This is a genomic window from Pseudomonas sp. (assembly GCF_050739935.1).
GTDB lineage: Bacteria > Pseudomonadota > Gammaproteobacteria > Pseudomonadales > Pseudomonadaceae > Aquipseudomonas.
The window spans coordinates 45,561-67,380 of record NZ_JBOICF010000031.1 but is presented as its reverse complement, the minus strand read 5'-3'; the positions used below and the strand labels follow the sequence as shown (position 1 = coordinate 67,380).

Annotated in this window: 20 protein-coding genes; 11 read left to right on the top strand and 9 right to left on the bottom strand. The window is 59.0% G+C overall.

What is annotated here, in order from left to right; genetic code table 11:
- Positions 1-303: 303 nt before the first annotated feature.
- The 3 genes from clpB to rluD form a co-directional block, all read right to left on the bottom strand.
- Positions 304-2,868 carry an ATP-dependent chaperone ClpB gene (gene clpB / locus ACRER8_RS05220; protein ID WP_431745286.1) on the bottom strand — a complete coding sequence of 855 codons (2,565 nt, stop codon included), beginning with the start codon at positions 2,866-2,868 and terminating at the stop codon, positions 304-306.
- Positions 2,869-3,189: 321 nt separating this feature from the next.
- Entirely contained in the window at positions 3,190-3,939 is a 750-nt protein-coding gene (pgeF, locus tag ACRER8_RS05215; RefSeq protein ID WP_431745285.1) for a peptidoglycan editing factor PgeF, read from the bottom strand.
- Positions 3,936-4,898 (bottom strand): 23S rRNA pseudouridine(1911/1915/1917) synthase RluD, encoded by a 963-nt coding sequence (gene rluD, locus ACRER8_RS05210; protein WP_431745284.1) that lies wholly within the window; start codon positions 4,896-4,898, stop codon positions 3,936-3,938. Before rluD ends, pgeF begins: the two co-directional genes overlap by 4 nt.
- A gap of 151 nt (positions 4,899-5,049) precedes the next feature.
- On the opposite strand from rluD, the gene ACRER8_RS05205 reads away from it, so the two are divergent.
- From ACRER8_RS05205 to ACRER8_RS05190, 4 genes are all read left to right on the top strand, one after another.
- Positions 5,050-6,072: an outer membrane protein assembly factor BamD gene (locus ACRER8_RS05205; RefSeq protein ID WP_431745283.1), complete on the top strand. Its 1,023-nt coding sequence runs from the start codon at positions 5,050-5,052 to the stop codon at positions 6,070-6,072.
- Positions 6,073-6,216: 144 nt separating this feature from the next.
- Positions 6,217-6,456, top strand: a complete 240-nt coding sequence (locus ACRER8_RS05200; RefSeq protein ID WP_431745282.1) for a PP0621 family protein — start codon at positions 6,217-6,219, stop codon at positions 6,454-6,456.
- Entirely contained in the window at positions 6,446-8,038 is a 1,593-nt protein-coding gene (locus tag ACRER8_RS05195) for a sensor histidine kinase (protein ID WP_431745281.1), read from the top strand. Before ACRER8_RS05200 ends, ACRER8_RS05195 begins: the two co-directional genes overlap by 11 nt.
- Before the next feature lie 2 nt (positions 8,039-8,040).
- Positions 8,041-9,378 carry a sigma-54-dependent transcriptional regulator gene (locus tag ACRER8_RS05190; RefSeq protein ID WP_431745280.1) on the top strand — a complete coding sequence of 446 codons (1,338 nt, stop codon included), beginning with the start codon at positions 8,041-8,043 and terminating at the stop codon, positions 9,376-9,378.
- A 155-nt stretch (positions 9,379-9,533) separates the two neighbouring features.
- Here ACRER8_RS05190 and thiO read toward each other — a convergent pair whose 3' ends face one another.
- Positions 9,534-10,631 (bottom strand): glycine oxidase ThiO, encoded by a 1,098-nt coding sequence (gene thiO, locus ACRER8_RS05185; RefSeq protein WP_431745279.1) that lies wholly within the window; start codon positions 10,629-10,631, stop codon positions 9,534-9,536.
- Between the two features lie 191 nt (positions 10,632-10,822).
- Between thiO and ACRER8_RS05180 the strand changes: the two genes are divergently transcribed.
- Genes ACRER8_RS05180 through ACRER8_RS05155 form a run of 6 tightly spaced genes read left to right on the top strand, consistent with a single transcriptional unit; the run spans position 10,823 to position 18,094 of the window.
- Positions 10,823-11,356 (top strand): GspH/FimT family pseudopilin, encoded by a 534-nt coding sequence (locus ACRER8_RS05180; protein WP_431745278.1) that lies wholly within the window; start codon positions 10,823-10,825, stop codon positions 11,354-11,356.
- Complete coding sequence (gene pilV / locus ACRER8_RS05175; RefSeq protein ID WP_431745277.1) at positions 11,350-11,901, top strand: type IV pilus modification protein PilV; 552 nt, start codon at positions 11,350-11,352, stop codon at positions 11,899-11,901. Before ACRER8_RS05180 ends, pilV (ACRER8_RS05175) begins: the two co-directional genes overlap by 7 nt.
- A complete protein-coding gene (locus ACRER8_RS05170) occupies positions 11,898-12,695 on the top strand; it encodes a PilW family protein (RefSeq protein WP_431745276.1) in 798 nt (265 codons plus the stop codon). Before pilV (ACRER8_RS05175) ends, ACRER8_RS05170 begins: the two co-directional genes overlap by 4 nt.
- Entirely contained in the window at positions 12,692-13,243 is a 552-nt protein-coding gene (locus tag ACRER8_RS05165; protein ID WP_431745275.1) for a pilus assembly PilX family protein, read from the top strand. Before ACRER8_RS05170 ends, ACRER8_RS05165 begins: the two co-directional genes overlap by 4 nt.
- Positions 13,244-13,269: 26 nt before the next feature.
- Complete coding sequence (locus ACRER8_RS05160; protein WP_431745274.1) at positions 13,270-17,676, top strand: pilus assembly protein; 4,407 nt, start codon at positions 13,270-13,272, stop codon at positions 17,674-17,676.
- A 22-nt stretch (positions 17,677-17,698) separates the two neighbouring features.
- Positions 17,699-18,094: a type IV pilin protein gene (locus ACRER8_RS05155; protein ID WP_431745273.1), complete on the top strand. Its 396-nt coding sequence runs from the start codon at positions 17,699-17,701 to the stop codon at positions 18,092-18,094.
- 5 nt (positions 18,095-18,099) lie between these two features.
- On the opposite strand, the gene ACRER8_RS05150 is transcribed toward ACRER8_RS05155, so the two are convergent.
- The 4 genes from ACRER8_RS05150 to pilV (ACRER8_RS05135) are packed head-to-tail and all read right to left on the bottom strand — an operon-like array spanning position 18,100 to position 20,180.
- Positions 18,100-18,516, bottom strand: a complete 417-nt coding sequence (locus ACRER8_RS05150) for a type IV pilin protein (RefSeq protein WP_431745272.1) — start codon at positions 18,514-18,516, stop codon at positions 18,100-18,102.
- A gap of 11 nt (positions 18,517-18,527) precedes the next feature.
- Positions 18,528-19,016, bottom strand: coding sequence for a pilus assembly PilX family protein (locus ACRER8_RS05145; RefSeq protein ID WP_431745271.1), 489 nt, complete (start codon positions 19,014-19,016; stop codon positions 18,528-18,530).
- 10 nt (positions 19,017-19,026) lie between these two features.
- Positions 19,027-19,689 carry a PilW family protein gene (locus tag ACRER8_RS05140; protein WP_431745325.1) on the bottom strand — a complete coding sequence of 221 codons (663 nt, stop codon included), beginning with the start codon at positions 19,687-19,689 and terminating at the stop codon, positions 19,027-19,029.
- Between the two features lie 35 nt (positions 19,690-19,724).
- Positions 19,725-20,180: a type IV pilus modification protein PilV gene (gene pilV / locus ACRER8_RS05135; protein WP_431745270.1), complete on the bottom strand. Its 456-nt coding sequence runs from the start codon at positions 20,178-20,180 to the stop codon at positions 19,725-19,727.
- A gap of 169 nt (positions 20,181-20,349) precedes the next feature.
- Between pilV (ACRER8_RS05135) and ACRER8_RS05130 the strand changes: the two genes are divergently transcribed.
- Positions 20,350-20,853: a GspH/FimT family pseudopilin gene (locus tag ACRER8_RS05130; protein ID WP_431745269.1), complete on the top strand. Its 504-nt coding sequence runs from the start codon at positions 20,350-20,352 to the stop codon at positions 20,851-20,853.
- A gap of 19 nt (positions 20,854-20,872) precedes the next feature.
- On the opposite strand, the gene ispH is transcribed toward ACRER8_RS05130, so the two are convergent.
- Entirely contained in the window at positions 20,873-21,820 is a 948-nt protein-coding gene (gene ispH / locus ACRER8_RS05125; protein ID WP_431745268.1) for a 4-hydroxy-3-methylbut-2-enyl diphosphate reductase, read from the bottom strand.

The window sequence follows — 21,820 nt, the reverse complement described above, 5'->3', positions numbered from 1 at the left end:
CACATCTAAATTCAGTACTTCTTCACGAGATAAATCTCGCATTTACTGCTCTGAATCTACTGCATTTTCAGCCTCTTCGACCTGTCTGCATCGCTGCGTTCACGTCTCTGAGGCGCGCTATTCTACATTCCCAGAAACAGGTGTCAACCCTCCAAATTGCTTTTAAGACGTTGATTTGCGACTTTTTTTCGGAATGGCCTCCGGGCCGCGAAAAACAGGCATTCGACTGCAAAGTCTACGCTTATAAAAAAGGGCGCCCCGTCAGGAGCGCCCTTTCATGCCTCTATATAGAGAGGCGCCGAATCAGACGAAGGTGATTTCGTCGTTCTCCACAGTGCCCTTGATACTGGTGCCAGGCATGAAGCCCCCGGACAGAATCAGCTGGGCGAGCGGGTTTTCGATCCAGCGCTGAATCGCGCGCTTGAGCGGACGCGCGCCATACACAGGGTCGTAGCCCACTGCGATCAGTTTCTCCAGCGCCTCGGGCGTCAGTTCCAGGCTCAGATCCCGCTCGGCCAGACGCTGACGCAGACGGCCCAGCTGTATCTCGGTGATACCGGCAATCTGGTCATGGCCCAACGGCTCGAAGATCACCACTTCGTCGACCCGGTTGATGAATTCCGGACGGAAGTGCGTACTTACGGCGTCCATCACCGCTGCACGCTGTGCCTCACGGTCACCGACCAGCTCCTGAATACGCGCCGAGCCAAGGTTGGAGGTCATGACGATCACCGTGTTGCGGAAATCGACGGTGCGACCATGACTGTCGGTCAGACGGCCATCTTCGAGCACCTGCAGCAGAATGTTGAAGACATCCGGGTGGGCTTTCTCGACCTCGTCCAGCAAGATCACCGAGTAAGGCTTGCGCCGCACGGCCTCGGTCAGATAGCCGCCCTCTTCGTAGCCAACATACCCCGGTGGCGCACCGATCAGACGCGCCACGGAATGCTTCTCCATGAACTCGGACATGTCGATGCGGACCATGGCCTCTTCGGTGTCGAACAGGAACTCGGCCAGCGCCTTGCACAGTTCGGTCTTACCCACGCCGGTCGGGCCGAGGAACATGAACGAACCGCTCGGACGATTCGGGTCGGACAACCCGGCTCGCGAACGACGCACGGCATTGGCCACCGCCACCACGGCTTCGTTCTGCCCGATGACACGCTGATGCAGCAGGCTTTCCATCTTCAGCAGCTTGTCGCGCTCGCCTTCGAGCATCTTCGACACCGGAATCCCGGTCCACTTGGAAACGACCTCGGCGATCTCCTCTTCGGTCACCTTGCTGCGCAGCAACTGGTTCTCCGGCTTGCCGTGCTGGTCAACCATTTGCAGGCTGCGCTCCAGGTCGGGAATCACCCCATACTGCAATTCGGCCATGCGATTGAGGTCGCCGCGACGACGCGCCGCTTCCAGTTCCTGACGCGACTGCTCGATCTTTTGCTGAATTTGCGCGGAGCCGGTCACTTCGGCTTTTTCCGAGGTCCAGACTTCTTCCAGATCAGCGTACTCACGCTCCAGACGCTGGATTTCTTCCTGAAGCTTTTCCAGGCGCTTGAGGGCGGCTTCGTCGTCTTCTTTCTTCAACGCCTGGGATTCGACCTTCAGCTGAATCAGTCGGCGTTCCAGGCGATCGAGCACTTCGGGCTTGGAATCGATCTCCATGCGGATACGGCTGGCCGCTTCGTCGATCAGGTCAATGGCCTTGTCCGGCAGCTGGCGGTCGGTAATGTAGCGATGGCTAAGCTTGGCCGCCGCGATGATGGCGCCGTCAGTAATCGCCACTTTGTGGTGAACCTCGTAGCGCTCTTTCAGCCCACGCAAAATCGCAATGGTGTCTTCCTCGCTCGGCTCATCCACCAGCACCTTCTGGAAACGCCGCTCGAGCGCTGCATCCTTCTCTATATATTGACGGTACTCGTTGAGCGTCGTGGCGCCGACACAGTGCAACTCGCCTCGCGCCAGCGCAGGCTTGAGCATATTGCCTGCATCCATCGAACCCTCGGCCTTGCCTGCACCGACCATGGTGTGCAATTCGTCGATGAACAGAATGACCTGGCCTTCCTGCTTGGAAAGCTCATTGAGGACGGCTTTCAGACGCTCCTCGAACTCACCGCGGAATTTAGCACCGGCGATCAGCGAGCCCATGTCCAGCGACAGCAGACGCTTGCCGCGCAGACCGTCCGGAACTTCGCCATTGATGATGCGCTGCGCCAGACCTTCGGCAATCGCGGTCTTGCCCACGCCGGGCTCACCTATCAGCACCGGATTGTTTTTGGTACGACGTTGCAGAACTTGAATGGTCCGGCGAATTTCGTCGTCACGGCCAATCACCGGATCGAGCTTGCCCTCTTCGGCACGCTTGGTCAGGTCGACGGTGTATTTGTCCAGCGCCTGCCGCGACTCTTCGGCGTTCGGGTCGTTGACCGCATCGCCGCCGCGCAGGTTGCTGATGGCATTTTCCAGAGCCTTCTTGCTGACGCCCTGGCCGAGCAGCAACTTGCCAAGCTTGCTGTTTTCATCCATCGCAGCGAGCAGGACCAGCTCGCTGGAGATGAACTGATCGCCCTTCTGCTGCGCCAGGCGGTCGGCTTGGTTGAGCAGGCGCGCCAGGTCCTGCGACATATTCACGTCGCCGGTCGGGTTTTGAATTTTCGGCAGTTGATCGAGCTCCTTGCTCAACGCCTTGCGCAGGCTGTTGATGTCGAAGCCGACTTGCAGCAGCAAGGGTTTGATCGAACCACCTTGCTGTTCGAGCAGCGCCTGCATCAGGTGCGCGGGCTCGATGGCGGGATGGTCCATACCTACCGCCAGAGATTGAGAGTCTGATAAAGCGAGCTGTAATTTGCTGGTTAAACGGTCAATACGCATTGGTCACCTTCCTAATGGGCAGGCCGGAGCAATGAACACACCTTAATAAAGAAAACCTGCCGGATAGCCCTTAGATGTGGCCGATTGCACAGGATTCAAGCGGCGAGTACTTGACACAGATCAACATTAGCTGGCGGGGAGGGTTTTGGAGAGGAAATCGTGAAATGTCAGGAAGACAGAACGTGTCAGATAGCAGACACCGTGCACTCATGTCGAACGCAAGACCTGGAAGCGAATTCATTCGCGATGGGCCGAATAGGCGCCTTATCGCCTGTTTCATCTTCGCGAATAAATTCGCTTCCACAGAGGAACAGGGGTAAGTCAGTTCGACCGAAGGTAGTCGATCCACACTAACGAAGCAAAGCGACCGGTTCGTGCGCCACGACGATAGGAGAAGAAACGCTCGTCGTCATAGGTCGAAAGACCACCGCCATACACCGCTGTCACGCCATGAGCCGCTAGCCGCAACCGCGCCAGCCGGTAGATATCGGCCATGAATTTTCCAGGGTTGGCGCCTGCTATAAAAGCCTCGGCAGTCTCAGGATGCGTCGCAATGAAGGCTTCGCGCACCTCTGGCCCGACTTCAAACGCCTGCGGACCGATGGCCGGCCCCAGCCAGACAAGAATTTCGGAAGGTTGGTCGGCAAAGCTGTTTACAGCCGCTTCCAGCACCCCAGCTGCCAGCCCCCGCCAGCCGGCGTGCGCAGCCGCGACCTGCGTGCCCTGCCGATTGCAGAACAACGCGGGCAGGCAGTCGGCGGTCATGATCGTGCAGGCCACGCCCGGTGTCTTGCTCCAACTGGCGTCGGCCTGCAGGGCCTGGGCAGGCGACGCCTGCACCACATCGATTCCATGAACCTGCTTCAGCCATGCAGGCTGAACGCGCAGACAAGACGTCAGTTTCGAACGATTCTGCGAGACCGCCTCTGGATCATCATCAACGTGATCGCCCAGGTTGAAGCTGTCGAACGGGGCAGCGCTGACGCCACCCGCGCGAGTGGTGACGCACGCTTTGATGCCAACCGGCGCAGGCCAGTCGGGAATCAGCCAGTCCGCCGGGCACTCACTCATCCAACGAATGCCTCACGGTCCTGCTTGAGCAACGACAGCAGCCAGACGAAGTCATCCGGCAGCGGCGACTCCCAGCTCATGCGCTGACCGGTCGTCGGATGGTCCAGCTCCAGGAAGCGCGCGTGCAGCGCCTGCCGCGGGAAATGCTTGAGGGATTCGACCATGGTGGCGCTGGCCGCTGGCGGAATACGGAAACGACCACCGTAGGCCGGATCGCCCACCAACGGGAAATTGATGTGGGCCATGTGCACGCGGATCTGGTGGGTACGGCCGGTTTCCAGCTTGACCCGCACATGTGTATGGGAACGGAAGCGCTCCAACACGCGGTAATGGCTGACCGCTGGCTTGCCGCCTTCCATCACTGCCATGCGCTGACGCTGTTGACCATGACGGCCGATCGGCGCGTTGATCTTGCCGCCAGCGGTCACCACGCCGATCACGATGCACTCGTAGATCCGGCTGACGCTGCGATTCTGCAACTGGGTGACCAGCTGGGTCTGCGCCTGAATGGTCTTGGCCACCACCATCAGACCGGTGGTGTCCTTGTCCAGACGATGCACGATGCCAGCACGCGGCACATTGATGATATCCGGCACATGGTGCAGCAAGGCGTTGAGCAGGGTGCCGTCGGCGTGACCTGCCGCCGGGTGCACGACCAGCCCGGCCGGTTTGTTGATCACCAGAATCTGGTCGTCTTCATAGACGATATCCAGCTCGATATCCTGGGCGACCCATTCGCCCTGAGCTTCCTGCTCGGCTTTGAGGACCAGTTCGGCGCCGCCATGCACAATGTCACGCGGGCGCAGAACGCCTCCGTCCACAGTCAGGCGGCCGTCTTTGATCCAGGCGGAAAGGCGCGAGCGCGAGTGCTCGGCGAAGAGTTGGGCGGCGACCTGGTCGAGGCGTTGGCCGCCCAATTCGGACGGCACCTCTGCGCGAAGTTCAATGATCTCAGACATGCTCAAACTAGGAGGTGGCACTGGCCTTTGGTTTCGGCTGTGCGCTTGTGGTTAAATACGGCGTCTTTTGTCCCGGGGGTTCCACGGGGCGCCCATCATAACAGGACGGTCCTGCGCAAGACAGCAGGCCGTTATAGGGACGCAAGCCGCCATGCAAGTGAAACACCTGCTGCTGATAGCCATCCTCGGACTTACCGCTGCCTGTTCTTCGAAGAAAGAAGTCATCGACGAAAATCTCAGCGAAGTCGAGCTGTACCAGCAGGCGCAGGCCGATCTGGACCACAACAGCTACAACAGCGCTACCGAGAAACTCAAGGCGCTGGAATCCCGCTACCCGTTCGGTCGCTACGCCGACCAGGCACAGCTGGAGCTGATCTACGCCAACTACAAGAACGGCGAGCCGGAGGCCGCGAAGTCCGCCGCCGAGCGCTTCATTCGTCTGCATCCTCAGCACCCGAACGTCGACTATGCCTACTACCTCAAGGGCTTGACTTCGTTCGACCAGGACGTGGGCATCATTGCGCGCTTCCTGCCGCTGGACCAGACCAAGCGTGACCCGGGCGCTGCCCGTGACTCATACAACGAGTTCGCTCAGCTGACCAGCCGCTACCCGAACAGCCGCTACGCGCCGGACGCCAAGCAGCGCATGATCTACCTGCGCAACCTGCTGGCGGCCTACGAAATCCACGTCGCCGACTACTACCTGACCCGTCAGGCTTATGTAGCAGCGGTCAACCGTGGCCGTTACGTCGTGGAAAACTTCCAGGAAACCCCGGCGGTCGGCGACGGCCTGGCGGTCATGGTTGAAGGCTACCAGCGCCTGCATCTGGATGATCTGGCCGACACCAGCCTGGAAGTGCTCAAGACCAACTACCCGGATCATCCGCAACTGGCGGACGGCAAGTTCAGCGCACGTACTCCCGATCCGGACAACCGTTCATGGCTGTCGAAAGCCACGCTGGGCCTGATCGAGAGCCGTCCGCCGCTGCCGCCGGGAGAAACCCGGGCCAACCAGGACGTGATCAAGCAGTACCAGGATGCCAAGGAAGCCATCCCGGCCGAACTGTTGCCTGAGAACCAGCCAGCAGAAGATGAAAAGAAAAACGAAGACGACGACGGCACGCCAAAAAGCCGCTCGATCTTCAGCTACATGACCTTCGGCCTGTTCGACTGATTACAGTCAGGGTTCATGTGTCAGAAGAAAGAGGTCCTACGGGACCTCTTTTTCATTTCCGACAGCACTGGACGGCGCAGATCACTGTGCGCCCGCCAACGCGTTGGCTACACTGCGACATCTTCACTCACTAAGCTGGTAGACATGATTCGCTTGATTATGTGGATCGCCTTGATCATGGCGGCGATCTGGTTCTTCAAACGCCTGACCAATGGCCCTGCCTCAAAACCGAAACCTGCCGCGCCCGAGATCGATGCCGCGCCAATGGTGCGTTGCGCCCAGTGCGGCGTTCACGTCCCGCGGGATCGGGCATTGCATCAGGACCAACAGTGGTATTGCACCGAAGCACACCGCTTACAGGGCCCCGCCGCACGTGACCGCTGAAACCCTGTCGCTGGCAACACCCCAAGCCCAGCGCATTCTGCGGTTGTATCACCTGTACCGCCTGAGCATCGGCATTCTGCTGGTGCTGTTGATTTCCAGCAGTCTGGATGCCGAGCTGCTTGAGCTGGCGAACATCGAACTGTTTCGCACCGGCTGCTGGCTGTACCTGGTGTTCAACATTCTTATAGTCGTGCTTCTTGAGCGACCGACTCGGCAAGGGCAGCTGTTCACGCTGGCCATGACCGACGCCGTCATGCTCTGCGCGCTGTTCTACGCGGGCGGTGGCGCACCCAGCGGAATCGGCAACCTTATCGTCGCCTCCGTGGCCATCAGCAATGTGTTGCTGCGCAAGCGTATAGGCCTGTTGATCGCTGCCATTTCAGCCATCGGCATCATCTATCTGACGTTCTATATCAGTTACCACAAGCCGGCAGCAGCCAACCACTTCGTCCAGGCCGGCTCTCTCGGGGCCTTGTGTTTCGCTGCGGCGCTGCTCGTGCAAACGCTTGCCCGACGGCTGCAGGTCAGCGAGAACATCGCGGAACAACGCGCCGCCGATGTCGATAACCTCGAAGAGCTCAACGCACTGATCCTGCAACGCATGCGTACCGGCATTCTGGTGCTGGACGCCGAACGTAAAGTGTTGCTGGCCAATCACAGCGCACTGACACTGCTCGGCCACGACCGCTTGCTCGGAGAAGCCATCGACCTTTATTCGCCGCAACTGGTGGAGCGGCTGAGGCAGTGGCAGATCAACTCGTCGATGACGCCGCGCAGCATGACCACTTCTGCCATCGGTCCGGTGCTGCGTCCCGGCTTCATTGCACTGAGCCGTGGTCATCAACAGCACACGCTGGTGTTCCTCGACGACCTCTCGCAAATATCCCAGCAGGCTCAGCAACTCAAACTCGCGGCGCTCGGCCGCTTGACCGCAGGCATCGCCCACGAAATCCGTAATCCGCTTGGGGCCATCAGCCACGCTGCGCAGCTGCTGAATGAATCCGAGGAACTGCGCGGACCGGACCGGCGTCTCAGTCAAATCATTCAAGATCAATCGCAACGGATGAATCTGGTGATCGAGAACGTCTTGCAGTTGTCTCGCCGACGTCAGACCGAACCTCACCTGCTCGACCTCAGGCAGTGGCTCGAACACTTCGTCAGCGATCTGCGCAGCAGGCTGCCCGCCGACCAGTTCGTCCACCTGGACATCGGCTTCGGCACCCTGACCACCCGCATGGATGCCGAGCAACTGCAGCAGGTCATGACCAACCTCGTGCAGAACGGCCTACGCTACAGCGGCCAGTTGCACGAGCGCGCTCAAGTTTGGCTTCGGCTGTTTCATGATGTGCAAAGCGACCTGCCCAGCCTGGAGGTGCTCGACGACGGGCCCGGTGTCGCCAACGAGCACCTGACACAGATATTCGAGCCTTTCTTCACCACTGAAAGCAAAGGAACCGGACTTGGCCTATACCTTTCGCGCGAATTGTGCGAAAGCAATCAGGCGAACTTGAATTACATACCACGGGAAGGTGGTGGCAGTTGCATGCGGATCACCTTCGCCCATCCGTTCAAATTGAGTTGAACATGAGCCAACGGCAAAAGATCCTGATCGTCGACGATGAGCCCGACATTCGCGAGCTGCTGGAGATCACTCTGGGGCGGATGAAGCTGGACACGCGTAGCGCGCGCAACGTCAAGGAAGCCCAGGACTGGCTGGCGCGGGAGCCTTTCGACTTGTGCCTGACCGACATGCGCCTGCCCGATGGCAACGGTCTGGAGCTGGTGCAGCACATTCAGAAGCGTCACACCCAGGTGCCCGTCGCGATGATCACCGCCTTCGGCAGCCTCGACACCGCCATTCATGCACTGAAAGCAGGCGCGTTCGACTTCCTCACCAAACCCGTGGATCTTGGCCGACTGCGTGAGCTGGTGAGCAGCGCCTTGCGCCTGCAAATATCGCCGTCTACCGCAAACAGCATTGACCATCGCCTGCTCGGCAACTCTCCACCTATGCAAGCGCTGCGCAAGCAGATTGGCAAATTGGCGCGAAGCCAGGCACCGATCTACATAAGCGGCGAGTCCGGCAGTGGCAAGGAGTTGGTTGCCCGGTTGATCCATGAACAAGGCCCGCGTATCGAAAAACCGTTCGTGCCGGTCAACTGCGGCGCGATTCCGACAGAGCTGATGGAAAGCGAATTCTTCGGCCATCGCAAGGGCAGCTTCACTGGCGCCCACGAAGATAAGCCTGGGCTGTTTCAGGCGGCCAATGGTGGCACGCTGTTCCTGGACGAAGTGGCCGACCTGCCATTGGCCATGCAGGTGAAATTGCTGCGCGCCATACAGGAAAAATCCGTGCGTGCCGTAGGCGGCCAGAACGAACAGGTCGTGGACGTGCGCATCCTCTGCGCCACCCACAAGGATCTCAGTGTCGAAGTCGCGGCCCAGCGTTTTCGCCAGGATCTCTACTATCGCCTCAACGTCATCGAGCTGCGAGTCCCGCCCTTGCGCGAACGCCGGGAAGACATCGAGGAAATCGCCAACAACGTCCTGCGTCGTCTGGCAGAAAGCGCGCAACCGCCCGCACGCCTGACGCCTCAGGCCTTGGCCGCGTTAAGGGGTTACCGCTTCCCCGGTAACGTACGCGAACTGGAAAACATGCTCGAGCGGGCCCACACCCTTTGCGAAAACGATCAGATCAACGCTGACGACCTGCGACTCGCCGAGCCTTCAAGCCCCGTGGATCAGGACGGCCCAAGCCTCGCCGACATCAACAGCCTGGAAGATTATCTGGAAAGCATCGAACGCAAGCTGATCCTCCAGGCGCTCGAAGAAACCCGCTGGAACCGCACCGCGGCTGCTCAGCGGCTGAATCTGACGTTCCGCTCGATGCGCTACCGGTTAAAGAAGCTGGGGTTGGAGTAGCGCTGAAAAGTGCGATGCTGACCCCGTATTTTCGGCACCGCGAGCTTGTAGGAGACGTCGGAGGTTACGACGGCAGCGAACGCAGTGTGTCAGACGAACGAGCCGTCTCAGACTGTCACGTTCATCCAAGCACCCAGCACCAACGCCTGCTGCTTTTATAGCCGCGTAGCAGGCGCATATGGCGCAGGGTCGATAATCGGCGCGTCGCCCACCAACAGATCAGCCAGCAACTGACACGAAGCCGGCGCGAGCACCAACCCGTTGCGGAAATGACCGCAATTCAACCACAGCCCATCGTGATCCGGGACAGGGCCTACGAATGGAATCCCATCGGGGGAGCCCGGGCGCAATCCGGCCCAGTGGCCCACAACTTCTGCGTCGGCCAGCGCCGGAATCAATTCCGCCGCCGATGCCATGAGACTTTCGAGCGCGTTGCCGGTCGGAGTCTTGTCGTAGCCTTCGTATTCCAGCGTGCTGCCGACCAGAATATGTCCATCCTGGCGCGGAATCGCGTAGCGGCCTTTGGCGAGGATCATGCTCGGCAGGAAGTCCGCAGCGCATTTGTACAGAATCATCTGCCCTTTCACGGGCTCGACCGGCAGTTCCAGTCCCAGTTTGCCAAGCAGATCGCCACTCCAGGCCCCCGCAGCCAACACCACGCTGTCCCCGAGAATATCGCCAGCCGAAGTGGTCACGCCGATGACCCGATGCTCATCACGCACGAAATCAGTGACTTCACACTGCTCATGAATCGTGACATTCGGCATCGCCAGCAAGGCGGCCTTCAGCGACTTCACCAGTCGCGGGTTCCGCACGTTGGCGATATCAGCCATATGCACCGCGCGCGAATACCCACTGCCCATCACAGGCACCGCGTCATACACATCCGAGATATCCACCGAGCGCAATGGCCGGTCCAGCCGCGCCGCCCACTCTAGCGCTTGCTTCTCGTCATCCAGATCCAGCCAGTACAAACCGGTCTTGTGCACTTGCGGATCGATACCCGTGGCGTCGAGCAGGCGCTCCGCCAACTGTGGATAAAAGTCCTGCGACCAATGCGCCAGCGCCGTCACAGCCGGGCTGTAGCGCCATGGATAAAGTGGCGAAACGATGCCTCCGCCCGCCCACGAAGCCTCCTGCCCGACGCCTGAGCGCTCAAGCAACACCACGCTCTGGACCTTTGCCGCAAGATTGAAGGCGGTCAACAGACCGATGACGCCACCACCGATGATTACCACGTGTTGCCTGGACATGCAGATCCCGATCATCAATAGAAAAATCAACGCCGGTTCGCGTTCCGCAGGTTGCAGATAAACCGACTCCACAAAGGCTCGAAAACCTCGCCATGCCACTGGTCCGGCGAATATCCCCGAACATCCACTACATAGCGACTTCGAACCTGAGTAGTATCACCATATTTCAAACGAAAAATGGAATTTCCTCGATGGATTTCAGCTCTGGCATTACGCGCCCGCATTCGCGTCGCAGCTGGCAAAGTCCGCCTGGGGGCAATAGCGGCGGGTTTACCTTGATCGAATTGATGGTGGTCGTAGTGATCATGGGAATTTTTGCGGCGATCGCTATGCCGAGCTTTTCCAGCCTGATTCATCGAAACAGTGTCAGGGCCGCTGCGAACGAATTCTACGATTTGCTCCAGTACGCGCGAGCCGAGGCAGTGACCCGTGGCACCGTCGTGAACATCAAGGCCGACGACGGTACCACCGACATTGTCGTGGCCCTTGGTGCAAACGGCACCGGTACCCAGCTCAGACAAGTCGGTTCCGACGGCTTGCAGGCCGGCGTCGCGATCAACTCCACGGTCAACAACGTGAACTTCACAGCCACAGGCACTGCGTCAGCAAGCGCTTGCTTCGAGATCCTCTACCCGACCGACACGTCCATCGCCGCACAGTATGTTTCGTTGCTCAGCAGTGGCCGCGTAACTGCGCCCGCCACAGCCAAGCCGAGTGGATGCTGATGAATATTTCTGTGCGATATCGAAGCGCTGGATTCAGCATGATTGAAGTGCTGGTGAGCCTGCTGATCATAGTCATCGGCGTACTCGGTATGGTCGCGCTGCAAAGCAAAGCCATTCCGTATACCCAGGACTCGGTGCAACGGAACACGGCCATCATGCTGGCGGATGACTTGGTGGAGATAATCCGTACGGCAGGCAGCTGCACAGCGTCCAACAGTTGCCTCAAACCACCGGGTACGGCCTTTCCGGACACCCCGTCCAGTTGCGTTCCGACGCCCGCTGCCCTTGCTCAGCAACTGGGTTGCTGGAAAGCTCAGGCTGCCAAGGCGCTGCCGGGCGGAGCCGACCTTCTGACTGGTTCGTTTTACATTTGCCGCAGCGTCAAACCGGGCGATGTGGGAACTGCGGCCTGTGGTACACAAAGCACCCTTGGTACCGAAATAGAGATACAGATTGCCTGGTCCGTCAAAAACAACGCGGATTGCATGGACGCCAACGCCAAAGACTCGATATGCACTTACCGAATCAGGACACGCCTGCCATGAGAGCCGCTGCCATGAAGTACCGGTCTGCGACCAGACAACGCGGCCTTTCCCTGATAGAACTCATGGTCGCGATGGTCATCGGCAGCTTCCTGATTCTGGGCGTTACTCAGATTTTCATCAGCAATCAGAAAAGCTACCTGTTCCAGCAAGGGCAAGTAGGCAACCAGGAAAATGGCCGTTTCGCGCTGGCGATCCTCACCCAGGAGTTGACCAAGGCGGGATATCGCAGCGATCCCTCTACCGTGTTTGCCAATGGGTCTGGTCAAAACTGTACATTCCCAAGCGGCACATCGGTTATCGCGGTGTCCTCGACGGCATTGTGCATCCGTTATCAGGCGAGCAATCGATCCGACGTCACCTGCCAGGGTGCAGCGTTGTCCGAAACCTCCAAGGCAAGCATCACTACGCCCTACGATCACACGAAGACGAATCCGATTCTTGTCGAGAAAATCGCTTACGACGCGGACTCAAAGTCGATTACCTGCACCTCCGGCGGCACGACTCAAGCGCTGGTGACCGGCGTTGCAGGACTGCGCTTCGAATACGGCGCAGGTTCGGGTGCGCTCAAGACGGTGTCGACTTATAGCACCAGCACCAACCCGGCCGACGTCATTGGCGCGGTGCGTTTTGCGGTTCTCATGCAGAGCCCGGCGACGGCGTCCATTCGTGACACGACGGCAAAGTCACCTGCGCTCGATGAATGGAACACCCGCTACGGCGCCAACGTGGCTGACAGCAAACAGATTTATCAGCTGGTACAGGGAACGGTGATGATCAGGAACCAAATGCAATGATCTCCTTGTCGAGGCAGACACATCGAAGCCAGGCAGGAGCCACGCTTATGGTGGCAATCATGATGCTATTGGTCATCACCTTGCTTGCACTGTCGAGCATGCGCGGCGTGTCACTTGAATCACGCATCACCGGCAATCTCAGGCTGCAAAAAACCCTCAGCAACGCGGCGGAAGGTGGGCTGCGCATTGCTGAGAACAGTATCAGTACCAGCCAGGCCCCTACCGTGCTGAAAGTCTGCACTCCTGCGGTATGCATGCCCTGGCTGAAGTCCGAGGTACCTGTAACGGCTGACGTGGACACCAAAGTCCTGTTCACATCTGCTTACGCGACCAACGTTGCCAACGCCACCACCAACTACGATGTGAAGGTTCAATGGTACGTGGTCGATCTGGGGAATCTAATCGGTTCCAGCCAGAACAATTGCGCTCTGACAGGCTGCGGGCCGCACTACTACGAGATCAACGCCTGCGCTTCCACCGTTGCTTGCACCAGCGACACCGCCACTCAACGCGTCATATTGCGCAGCGTCATTGCTCGGTATTACTAATGAACATACGCCAGTACTGGACAGCCATGAACATGTCCAATGCAGTCACTGTAGTTGCAACGCTGATCTCCACGTTTACGCTTTCGATGCCCCAGGCCCAGGCAGCGGTCAGTCAGGTTCCGGCGCAAATCCCGCTGTTCGTCAGCGATTCGGTGCCTCCGTTGAACATGCTGGTCGTGGGCCGGGATCACAAACTGTTCTTCCCTGCCTATAACGATGCGTCCGATCTGGACGGCGATGGTTCGATCGATATCCGCTACAAGACATCGCCTGCCTTCAAGTACCTGGGCTATTTCGATTCCGACAGCTGTTACACGTATGGCAGCGGATACTTTTCAGTCAGCAGCACCACAACTGACAAGAAATGTGGCGGCAGCTGGAGCGGCGATTATCTCAATTACCTGACGACGTCCCGAGCCGATGCGTTGCGCAAGGTGTTGTACGGCGGCTACCGAAGCACTGACACCACCAGCCAGACCATCCTTGAACGTGCCTACATTCCGCAGGATGCACACACATGGGGCAAGGAGTACACCAGCCAGGCGGTTGATGGCTATAACTTGTTGGATTACACGCCATACGCCAGCCCTAGCACGGGCAACCGTGCACTTTTTGCCAATACCAGTCCGAGCGCGACCGGTGCACCGCTGCTTCGTGTACTGCCGAACATCGCAAACGTGCGCATCTTCGGCTGGGTCTCCCGTGAAACGACGCAGGGCGGAACCGAAGCCACTGACACTTCCTTCAAGAAAGTTGATGTCGTACCGAAAGACTTCAACGTTCGTGTCGAAGTATGTAAAACCGGTGCGGAATCCAACTGCAAGCTTTACCCCAACGGAAAATACAAGCCAACCGGGATCCTTCACGACTACGGTGAAGGCAATCAGATGTACTTCGGCCTGATGACCGGCACCTACCAGAACAACCTCCAGGGCGGCGTAGTCCGCAAAGCCATCAGCAGTTTCGCTGGAGAAGTCGAGACCTCTACTGGAATCTTTGGCACTAAATCAGGCAACACCTATACCAAGGGCGGGATCATCGGCACGCTTGATGGTTTGAAACTGGGCACGACCGCGGGCTGTACCAGCGCCGCACTTACCGGCAACACGATCACCAACTCGACCTGTCAGAACTGGGGCAATCCGCTGGCCGAGATGATGTTTGAAACGATGCGCTATTTCAGCGGCGCTAAAGCAAGCCCTACCAGCTCCTACGCATCCGGTTCTGGCGATTCGGCACTGGGGCTCAGCGGGCTGACTTCGTGGTCAGACCCCTACTCCAGCACGCCGAACGCTGAGGCATCTCCGCCATCATTCCCAAGCTGTTCAAAACCTTTTGAAACGTTATTCAGCGACGTCAACCCGACCTACGATACCGAAGTGCCAAATGGGGCATTTTCCCCAAACAACACACCTGACGTTCCAAAGGTCCTCGAAGATTTTCGGCCGCAAACGCTGGGCCAGACGATCTGGAACACCGATGTAGGGAACGGAAACAAGAACATCAATATCGGGCAGACGTCAGGCACGACAGGGGTCAATGACGGCGCACCGACTGCAAAAGTGGCCTCCAGCCTTGGAAATATCCGTGGTCTTCCCGAAGAGCCCACCAAGGAAGGCACCTATAACTCCGCAGCGGTGGCTTACTACGCCAATACCCATCCGATCACGTCCCTAGGCAGTCAAAAGGTCCAGACGTTCTCCATTGCGCTGTCCTCTACCTTGCCCCGCATTCAGATGCCGGTTGGTACCGGCACCGTGACGCTGCTGCCGTTTGGCAAGGTCACCAGCGGCGTCACCGAGCAGATCACCGGCTTTTACATCGACTCGCTTTACAACATGCCCGGCCAGCCGACAGACACGTCAGTCAACGGCGGCCGCGCCCAAGCGGTATTCCGCGTTGTATTCGACGACTGCGGCCAAGGCTGCGACTACGACATGGATGCCATCGTGCTCTATACCGTGTCGGTGATCGGCACCGGCGCCACGGCCACGCTGAATGTGAGGCTGGAAACAGTCTATTCACAAGCCGGCAACGAATCGCACATGGGTTACACCATTTCCGGGACGGACCGTGACGGTATCTATCTGGAAGTGACCGGTGGCGGTAACGGTAGCCAGCATTACGTGCTGGACACGCCAGGCACCCAAGCTCCCGGATCCTGCAGCTCGGGTTGTACGGGCGCCAACACACTTCTGCCGGGGATGAAATCAGGCAGCATAGTGGTCAACGGCGCCACCTACAAAAATCGTGTCTTCACCCCTTCCTCCGCGCGATCCGTCACCAACCTGCGCGATCCCCTTTGGTATGCGGCAAAGTGGGGCGGCTTCGGTGACAAGGACAACACGGCGACCAGCATGCCCGTTGCGGGCCAGTGGGACTCCAACGTATCCGGCACGCCGAACAACTACTTCCTGGTCAGCAGTGCTTCGACGCTAAAGGCCCAACTCAATACCGCCTTCAGCCAGATCATGCAGAAGAATACGTCTGTGGCGCCGGCAGCGGCCGTTCCTCCGTCGCCTACCGCCTCCAACTCCACGACGACGTATACCGACAGCTTCAACGTGACCCTCTGGAGCGGGGATCTGATAAAGACTACGGCAAGCTACAACACCACAACTGGAGTGACCTCCAGCACGCAAGACTGGAGCGCCGCGACGCTGATTCCTGCAGCGAACAAGCGAATCATCAAAATGGCTACCTCTGCGGGCAATGCACTGCAAGATTTTACGTATACGAATCTGGCAAATCGGCCGTACAACAACACCACCTTGCAAAGCACCATGACATCCGAGCAGGCAGACTTCGTCAGGGGCGTGAGAACCCTGGAGGGGGCTACCAGTGGCACATCGTTCCGCAGACGCGCCTCGCTGTTGGGTGACATCGTCAACTCACAACCCGCGGTGGTCGGGTCCACCACATTTATCCCGTCCATTGCAGACACGCTCAACGGCACCGCTGGCGACTACGCGAAGTTTCAGAGCCAGGTCAGCGGACGCCTGCCGCAGGTCTACGTCGGCGCCAACGATGGCATGCTGCACGCCTTCGATGCCGCGACCGGTATCGAGAAGTTCGCGTTCGTCCCCTCCGCTGTCATCCCCAGCCTGAGCACGTTGAGCAGCCCGACTTACAATACGGACTCGTCACAGCACCGCTTCTATGTCGATGGCTCGCCGGTGGTGTCGGATGTTTACTTCAACAAAGCATGGCATACCGTGTTGGTAGGGACTCTCGGTGCTGGCGGACGCGAAATCTTCGCACTGGACGTCACTGACCCGGGCAATATCAAACTGCTCTGGGAGTTCACCTCGGCAAACGACACGGCTTTGGGTTCTACGCTCTCTACGCCGGTGATCGCGAAGCTGCACTCCGGTGAATGGGGAGTCATCGTCGGCAACGGCTACAACGGCGATGGTTCGACCGCGACTCTCTTCGTACTGAACGTCGAAACCGGCGCCCAAATCGCAAAACTGACCGTTCCGGAGAGCAAGCCCAGCAAGCTGGACAACGGGCTTTCTTCTCCAGTGGTGCTGGATGCGAACTCTGACGGCATCGCCGACTATGTGTACGCAGGCGATTTGCTGGGCAATCTCTGGCGCTTTGATCTCATCGGCACCACAGGCTCGCTGACAGCCAATGCAACGGCTAGTAACTATAAGGTGTCTTTCAGCAATACACCGCTGTTCACGGCAATCGCACCTGCAACCGGTACAACGGCAGCGGCCGCCCAATCCATCACCGCCCCGCCTGTTGTTTATCCGCACCCTACTGGGACAGGCACTCTGGTCCTCATCGGCACTGGGCGCTACTTCGCCTCGGCTGACAAAACAACGAAGGACCTTCAATCCCTCTACGGCATCTGGGATCCCTCCACGGCGGGCCAGGTGTCCCCATCCAACAAAGGCCCTGCCCGAACGGACCTGCAATCCCAGACCATGAGTGCCATCAACGAAACCGTCGGCGGTGCGACGGGGCTACGAGCGGTCACCACCAACGCAGTGGATTGGACCAGCAAATTTGGCTGGTACCTGGACTTGAAGATCGGTAATGCCCTCACAGGCGAGCGAATGGTCGACGTGATGGACATCACCGGGAGTGTGTTGACCGTCGCAACCCGAACGCCTATCACCGACGTCTGTGACGCGGGTATTCAAGGCAAGCGCCTTGGGCTGGACCCAACCACTGGCGGAGCGACCAGCTTTGCCGTGTTTGACTTCACCCGCAACGGAATCATCAACTCGGAGGACATGACAAAGAGCGGCGGGATTATCAGCGGCTTCGACTCCAGCGCAGGTGGCGTGAGCGTCGTTTCCGGGAATGGGCCAAACGGGCTGTCCACGTTGTACAACAGCGACGCCAGCACACCTACCAACATGTACACCGGCCTTAGATACAACGGCCGCCAAACCTGGCGCGTGATTCCTTCACCTTGAGAGATCGACGGAAATGCATTACATGAAAAAACACCAGCGCGGCTTCACCTTGATCGAGCTGATGATCACCGTCGTTATCGTCGCGATTCTGGCTGCGATCGCATATCCGTCCTACACCCGATACGTGCAACGTGGGTATCGTTCTGAGGGGATCGCGTTATTGAACGATGCCACCGCACGCATCGAGCGTTATTACGCCCAGAACAATAGCTATGACATAGGGACAGATCTCAGCAAAATCGGACTCGCCGCAGCTTCGGCTACTGGCAAATATTCGCTGTCGGTTACCAGCTCGGCAACGTCATACGCCTTTTCTGTGGCGCCCCAAGGGAGCCAAGCGAACGATACGTGCGGGACATTAACGATCGACCAGGCTGGCAACAAAAAATCGACCGCTGGCACTGACTGCTTCAGGTAACGACCTCATCGCCCCCAACACCGCTGCACACTGGCATCGCCCGATATCCCCGCATTGTCGCGCCTGCCAGTGTGCTCCAGCACGAACTCGCCACACCTGTCCCCGCTCATCAATGTGCCGCCAATCGCCATGGCTTTGAGTACAAACCTCTGCTCCGAACGTTCGCTTTCAACCACATAAAACCCGTTTCCCCTGGAGACTTCATGCGCCCGAGCAGGTGGCCCGGCAGCATCCGAATATTGCCCTGTCCGAGAATAAAACCGCTCGAGCTTGTGCGCCTCTTCGACCAGTAATGCCGCGATTTCCGAGCGGCGGGTCTTGCGGGTGTGCTCGGTGTAGGTCGGGTAAGCGACCGCAGCGAGGACTGCGACGACGGCGACCGCTACCAGTAATTCGATCAGGGTGAATCCTCGTTCCGCCATCCGCACTACCCTCATTGCCGTTGCCGCCACATGATCCGGCGCTCCTCGGTGTGAATGCTCTCCAGTACCGTACGCGACGTACCGTGGATGCCGACGGCGGTAACCCGATACAACCTTTGTGGCTGCAGGTTTCCGCCCGCGCCGGCGGGGTCTTCGGCCTCGCCGAGATGTTGAATACCAAAGAATCCGCCGCTGCCTGTCATCCAGCGCACGCCGGATGCGCCACCCGCGCCACCGCCAGACAGCGTCAGCGCTTCCGCGGGCGGCAGGCACGTCAGCGGCGTGAAACATTCGGCCTGTGAAAACCCAGGGGTGAGGATCCTTGCTTCTGCCGTTCGCAATACGGCTTCGGCCAACTGAAAAGAGGCATCACGCAGTGCCAGGCCGCCCGCTACTTTTTCCTGAAGCGTGGCGTTCTGCATGGATGAGGTCGCCAGCAGCGTCAGGAGCATGAGGAACACCAGGCTGACAATCAGCACCGCTCCGCGCTGAGTCTTCATCTGCCGCTCCTTAACCGACACGATTACGAAGGGTGGCGACGACGTTGAAGGACTGCTCTTGCGTGCGGTCTGCCGGATCGAACAGGGTCAACGTCAGGCGCACGCTTCTAATCAGCTTCGGCTCGGGTCGGGCGGTGTAGCGCGCGACACCCGACGCATCCGCTGAATCGGCAACGCCGAATAGCAAACTGAATTCTCGGACGTTGCTCAGCAACGGCTGGCCATCGAGCGTCAGCTCACCTCGTTGCTCATTGAATCGATAGACAAGGCGCTGAACAGGCAACGCAAATTCGCCGGCGTCCAGTCGTGGTGCACGACCTCGGGACCAGGCCGTGGCCGATGACGCGCAATCGGTGTGCACGACCCAGTCATGCCAGGACCTGTCCGTGCCAACCGGCGCGGTGACCAGGGTCAGGGATTTCAGTCCGGAATCCCATTGCACCGGCGCCAGGAAAGCACTGGAAAACCCTCCCCCGAGACTGGCGTCACGGACGCTGCCCAGGCAACCAAACATACCCACAAGGCGAATTTCCTGGACCATCTTGGCGAGTACGAAGCGCGCATCTTCCTGCAGGCTGGCGGACGATGTCTGACTCAACCAGGTGCTTTTGGACGTGATGAAAATCTGCGTCAGCGCCAGGGACATCACCAGGCCGAGAACCAGCGCCAGCATGATTTCGACGAGCCCAAAGCCTCGGTTCACGATAATCACGGTTGCGTGCCTCGTTCAGCCCTTGTCAGGCTGCTCAGGGTCATTGTCTGCCTCGACGCCGCTTCGCCCTGTGCCCGTGCATCGTTCCAGTCCAGCGTGACAGTCACCTTGGCTCCGATTACCGCGACGGACGCCTGCACATCGTCGCCCATCACTCGCCGCAACTGATCGGCAAAATCGAAAAGGTCCTGATCACGGGGAATCTCAGGATTGCCGGAGGTAGGCGCCTGATTCAGAGAAGCCATAGCGTAGTTCGCGTCCGGGTTGGCGCGAATGCGCTCCAGCAGGTCATGGGCGATGAAGCTGACCTGAGTGCTGCGCAGGGCGCTGTCGGTGTGTTTCAAAGCATTGAGTTGCAACATCGCGACGCCCAGGACGCCGACGGAGAACACCAATACAGCCACCAGCACCTCGATCAATGTCACCCCTGTCTGCGCTGATCCCATGCTCATCGGACACCCCTGCTGACCCCGTTCAGAGAACATTGAAGCTGATGAACCGCAGCCTGCCCGACGGGTGTGTAACCGCAGCTTGCGGACATATCGGCTGACAATCGACGACCTTGTCGGCGTGGCTGAATGGGCGTTTGCTAGGGCGCGCTGTAGTCAGGGAGATACAAAAGTGAGGCAGACGGGACTGACACTGGTAGAACTGCTGGCCGGGCTGGTGTTGATCGGCATTGTTGCGACGTTGGGGGTACCTGCCTTCGCGGCGCTGGTGGATTCGCAGCGCCGTCAGGACACCGCCCAACAATTGGCCAGCGGCCTGCGTCTGGCGCGTGTCGAGGCAATTCTGCGCAGCCAGCCAGTGATCATGCAGGCGCAGGAAGGCAATTGGAGTGACGGCTGGCGCGTGTTCGTCGATACCAACCGCAACCAGTTTCGAGATGACGACGAAACAATATTGGCCGAACGCAGCGGGCATCGCAGCGTGAAGGTGGTCGGCAATGGTCGGGTGGCAATGCGCATCGGCTTCGATAACACCGGGAGGTTGCTCAATAACGCGAACGGCACACTGGCGGTTTGCCTGAAAGACTCACCCGCCAGCCACTACCAGATAGCGATCGCCGTGACGGGTCGAGTGACCCTTCGCAGCAAAGGCTTCACTACCGAGCCATGCTCATGACGCAGGTACTCGAAGCGGTTTACAGGATCGACTTGACGCGTAATTCCTTGGGCATCGAGAAAGTAATGTTTTCTTCACGGCCGGCCAGCTCGTCAGCCCCGGTTGCACCCCAGGCCTGCAACTGCTCGATGACGCCACGCACCAGCACCTCGGGAGCCGATGCGCCCGCGGTAATGCCTATGCGCTCAACACCGTCAAACCAACTGCGTTGCATGTCTTCGGCACCGTCGATCAGGTACGCCGGAGTCGCCATGCGCTCGGCCAGCTCGCGCAAGCGGTTGGAATTGGAGCTGTTCGGGCTGCCGACCACCAGCACCACATCGCACTCATCGGCCAGTTGCTTGACCGCATCCTGACGGTTTTGCGTGGCGTAGCAGATGTCGTCCTTGCGCGGCCCACCGATCGCCGGAAAACGCGAGCGCAGGGCATCGATCACGCGGCTGGTGTCATCCATCGATAGGGTGGTCTGGGTCACGAATGCCAGTTTTTCGGGGTTCTGCACCTGCAGATTGGCAACGTCCTGTTCATCCTCGACCAGATAGATAGCGCCGCCATTGCTGGCGTCGTACTGACCCATCGTACCTTCAACCTCCGGGTGCCCTTCGTGACCGATGAGGATGCACTCACGACCATCGCGGCTGTAGCGTGCGACCTCGATATGAACCTTGGTCACCAGCGGGCAGGTCGCGTCGAATACCTTCAAGCCCCGGCCTGCAGCCTCGGTACGCACCGCCTGAGAAACGCCATGTGCACTGAAGATGACAATGACGTCGTCCGGCACCTGATCCAGCTCTTCGACAAAGATCGCGCCACGGCTGCGCAGGTCTTCGACGACGAATTTGTTATGAACCACTTCATGGCGCACGTAGATCGGCGGGCCAAACACTTCCAGCGCTCGATTGACGATTTCGATCGCACGGTCCACTCCGGCGCAGAAGCCACGTGGGTTGGCGAGTTTGATTTGCAT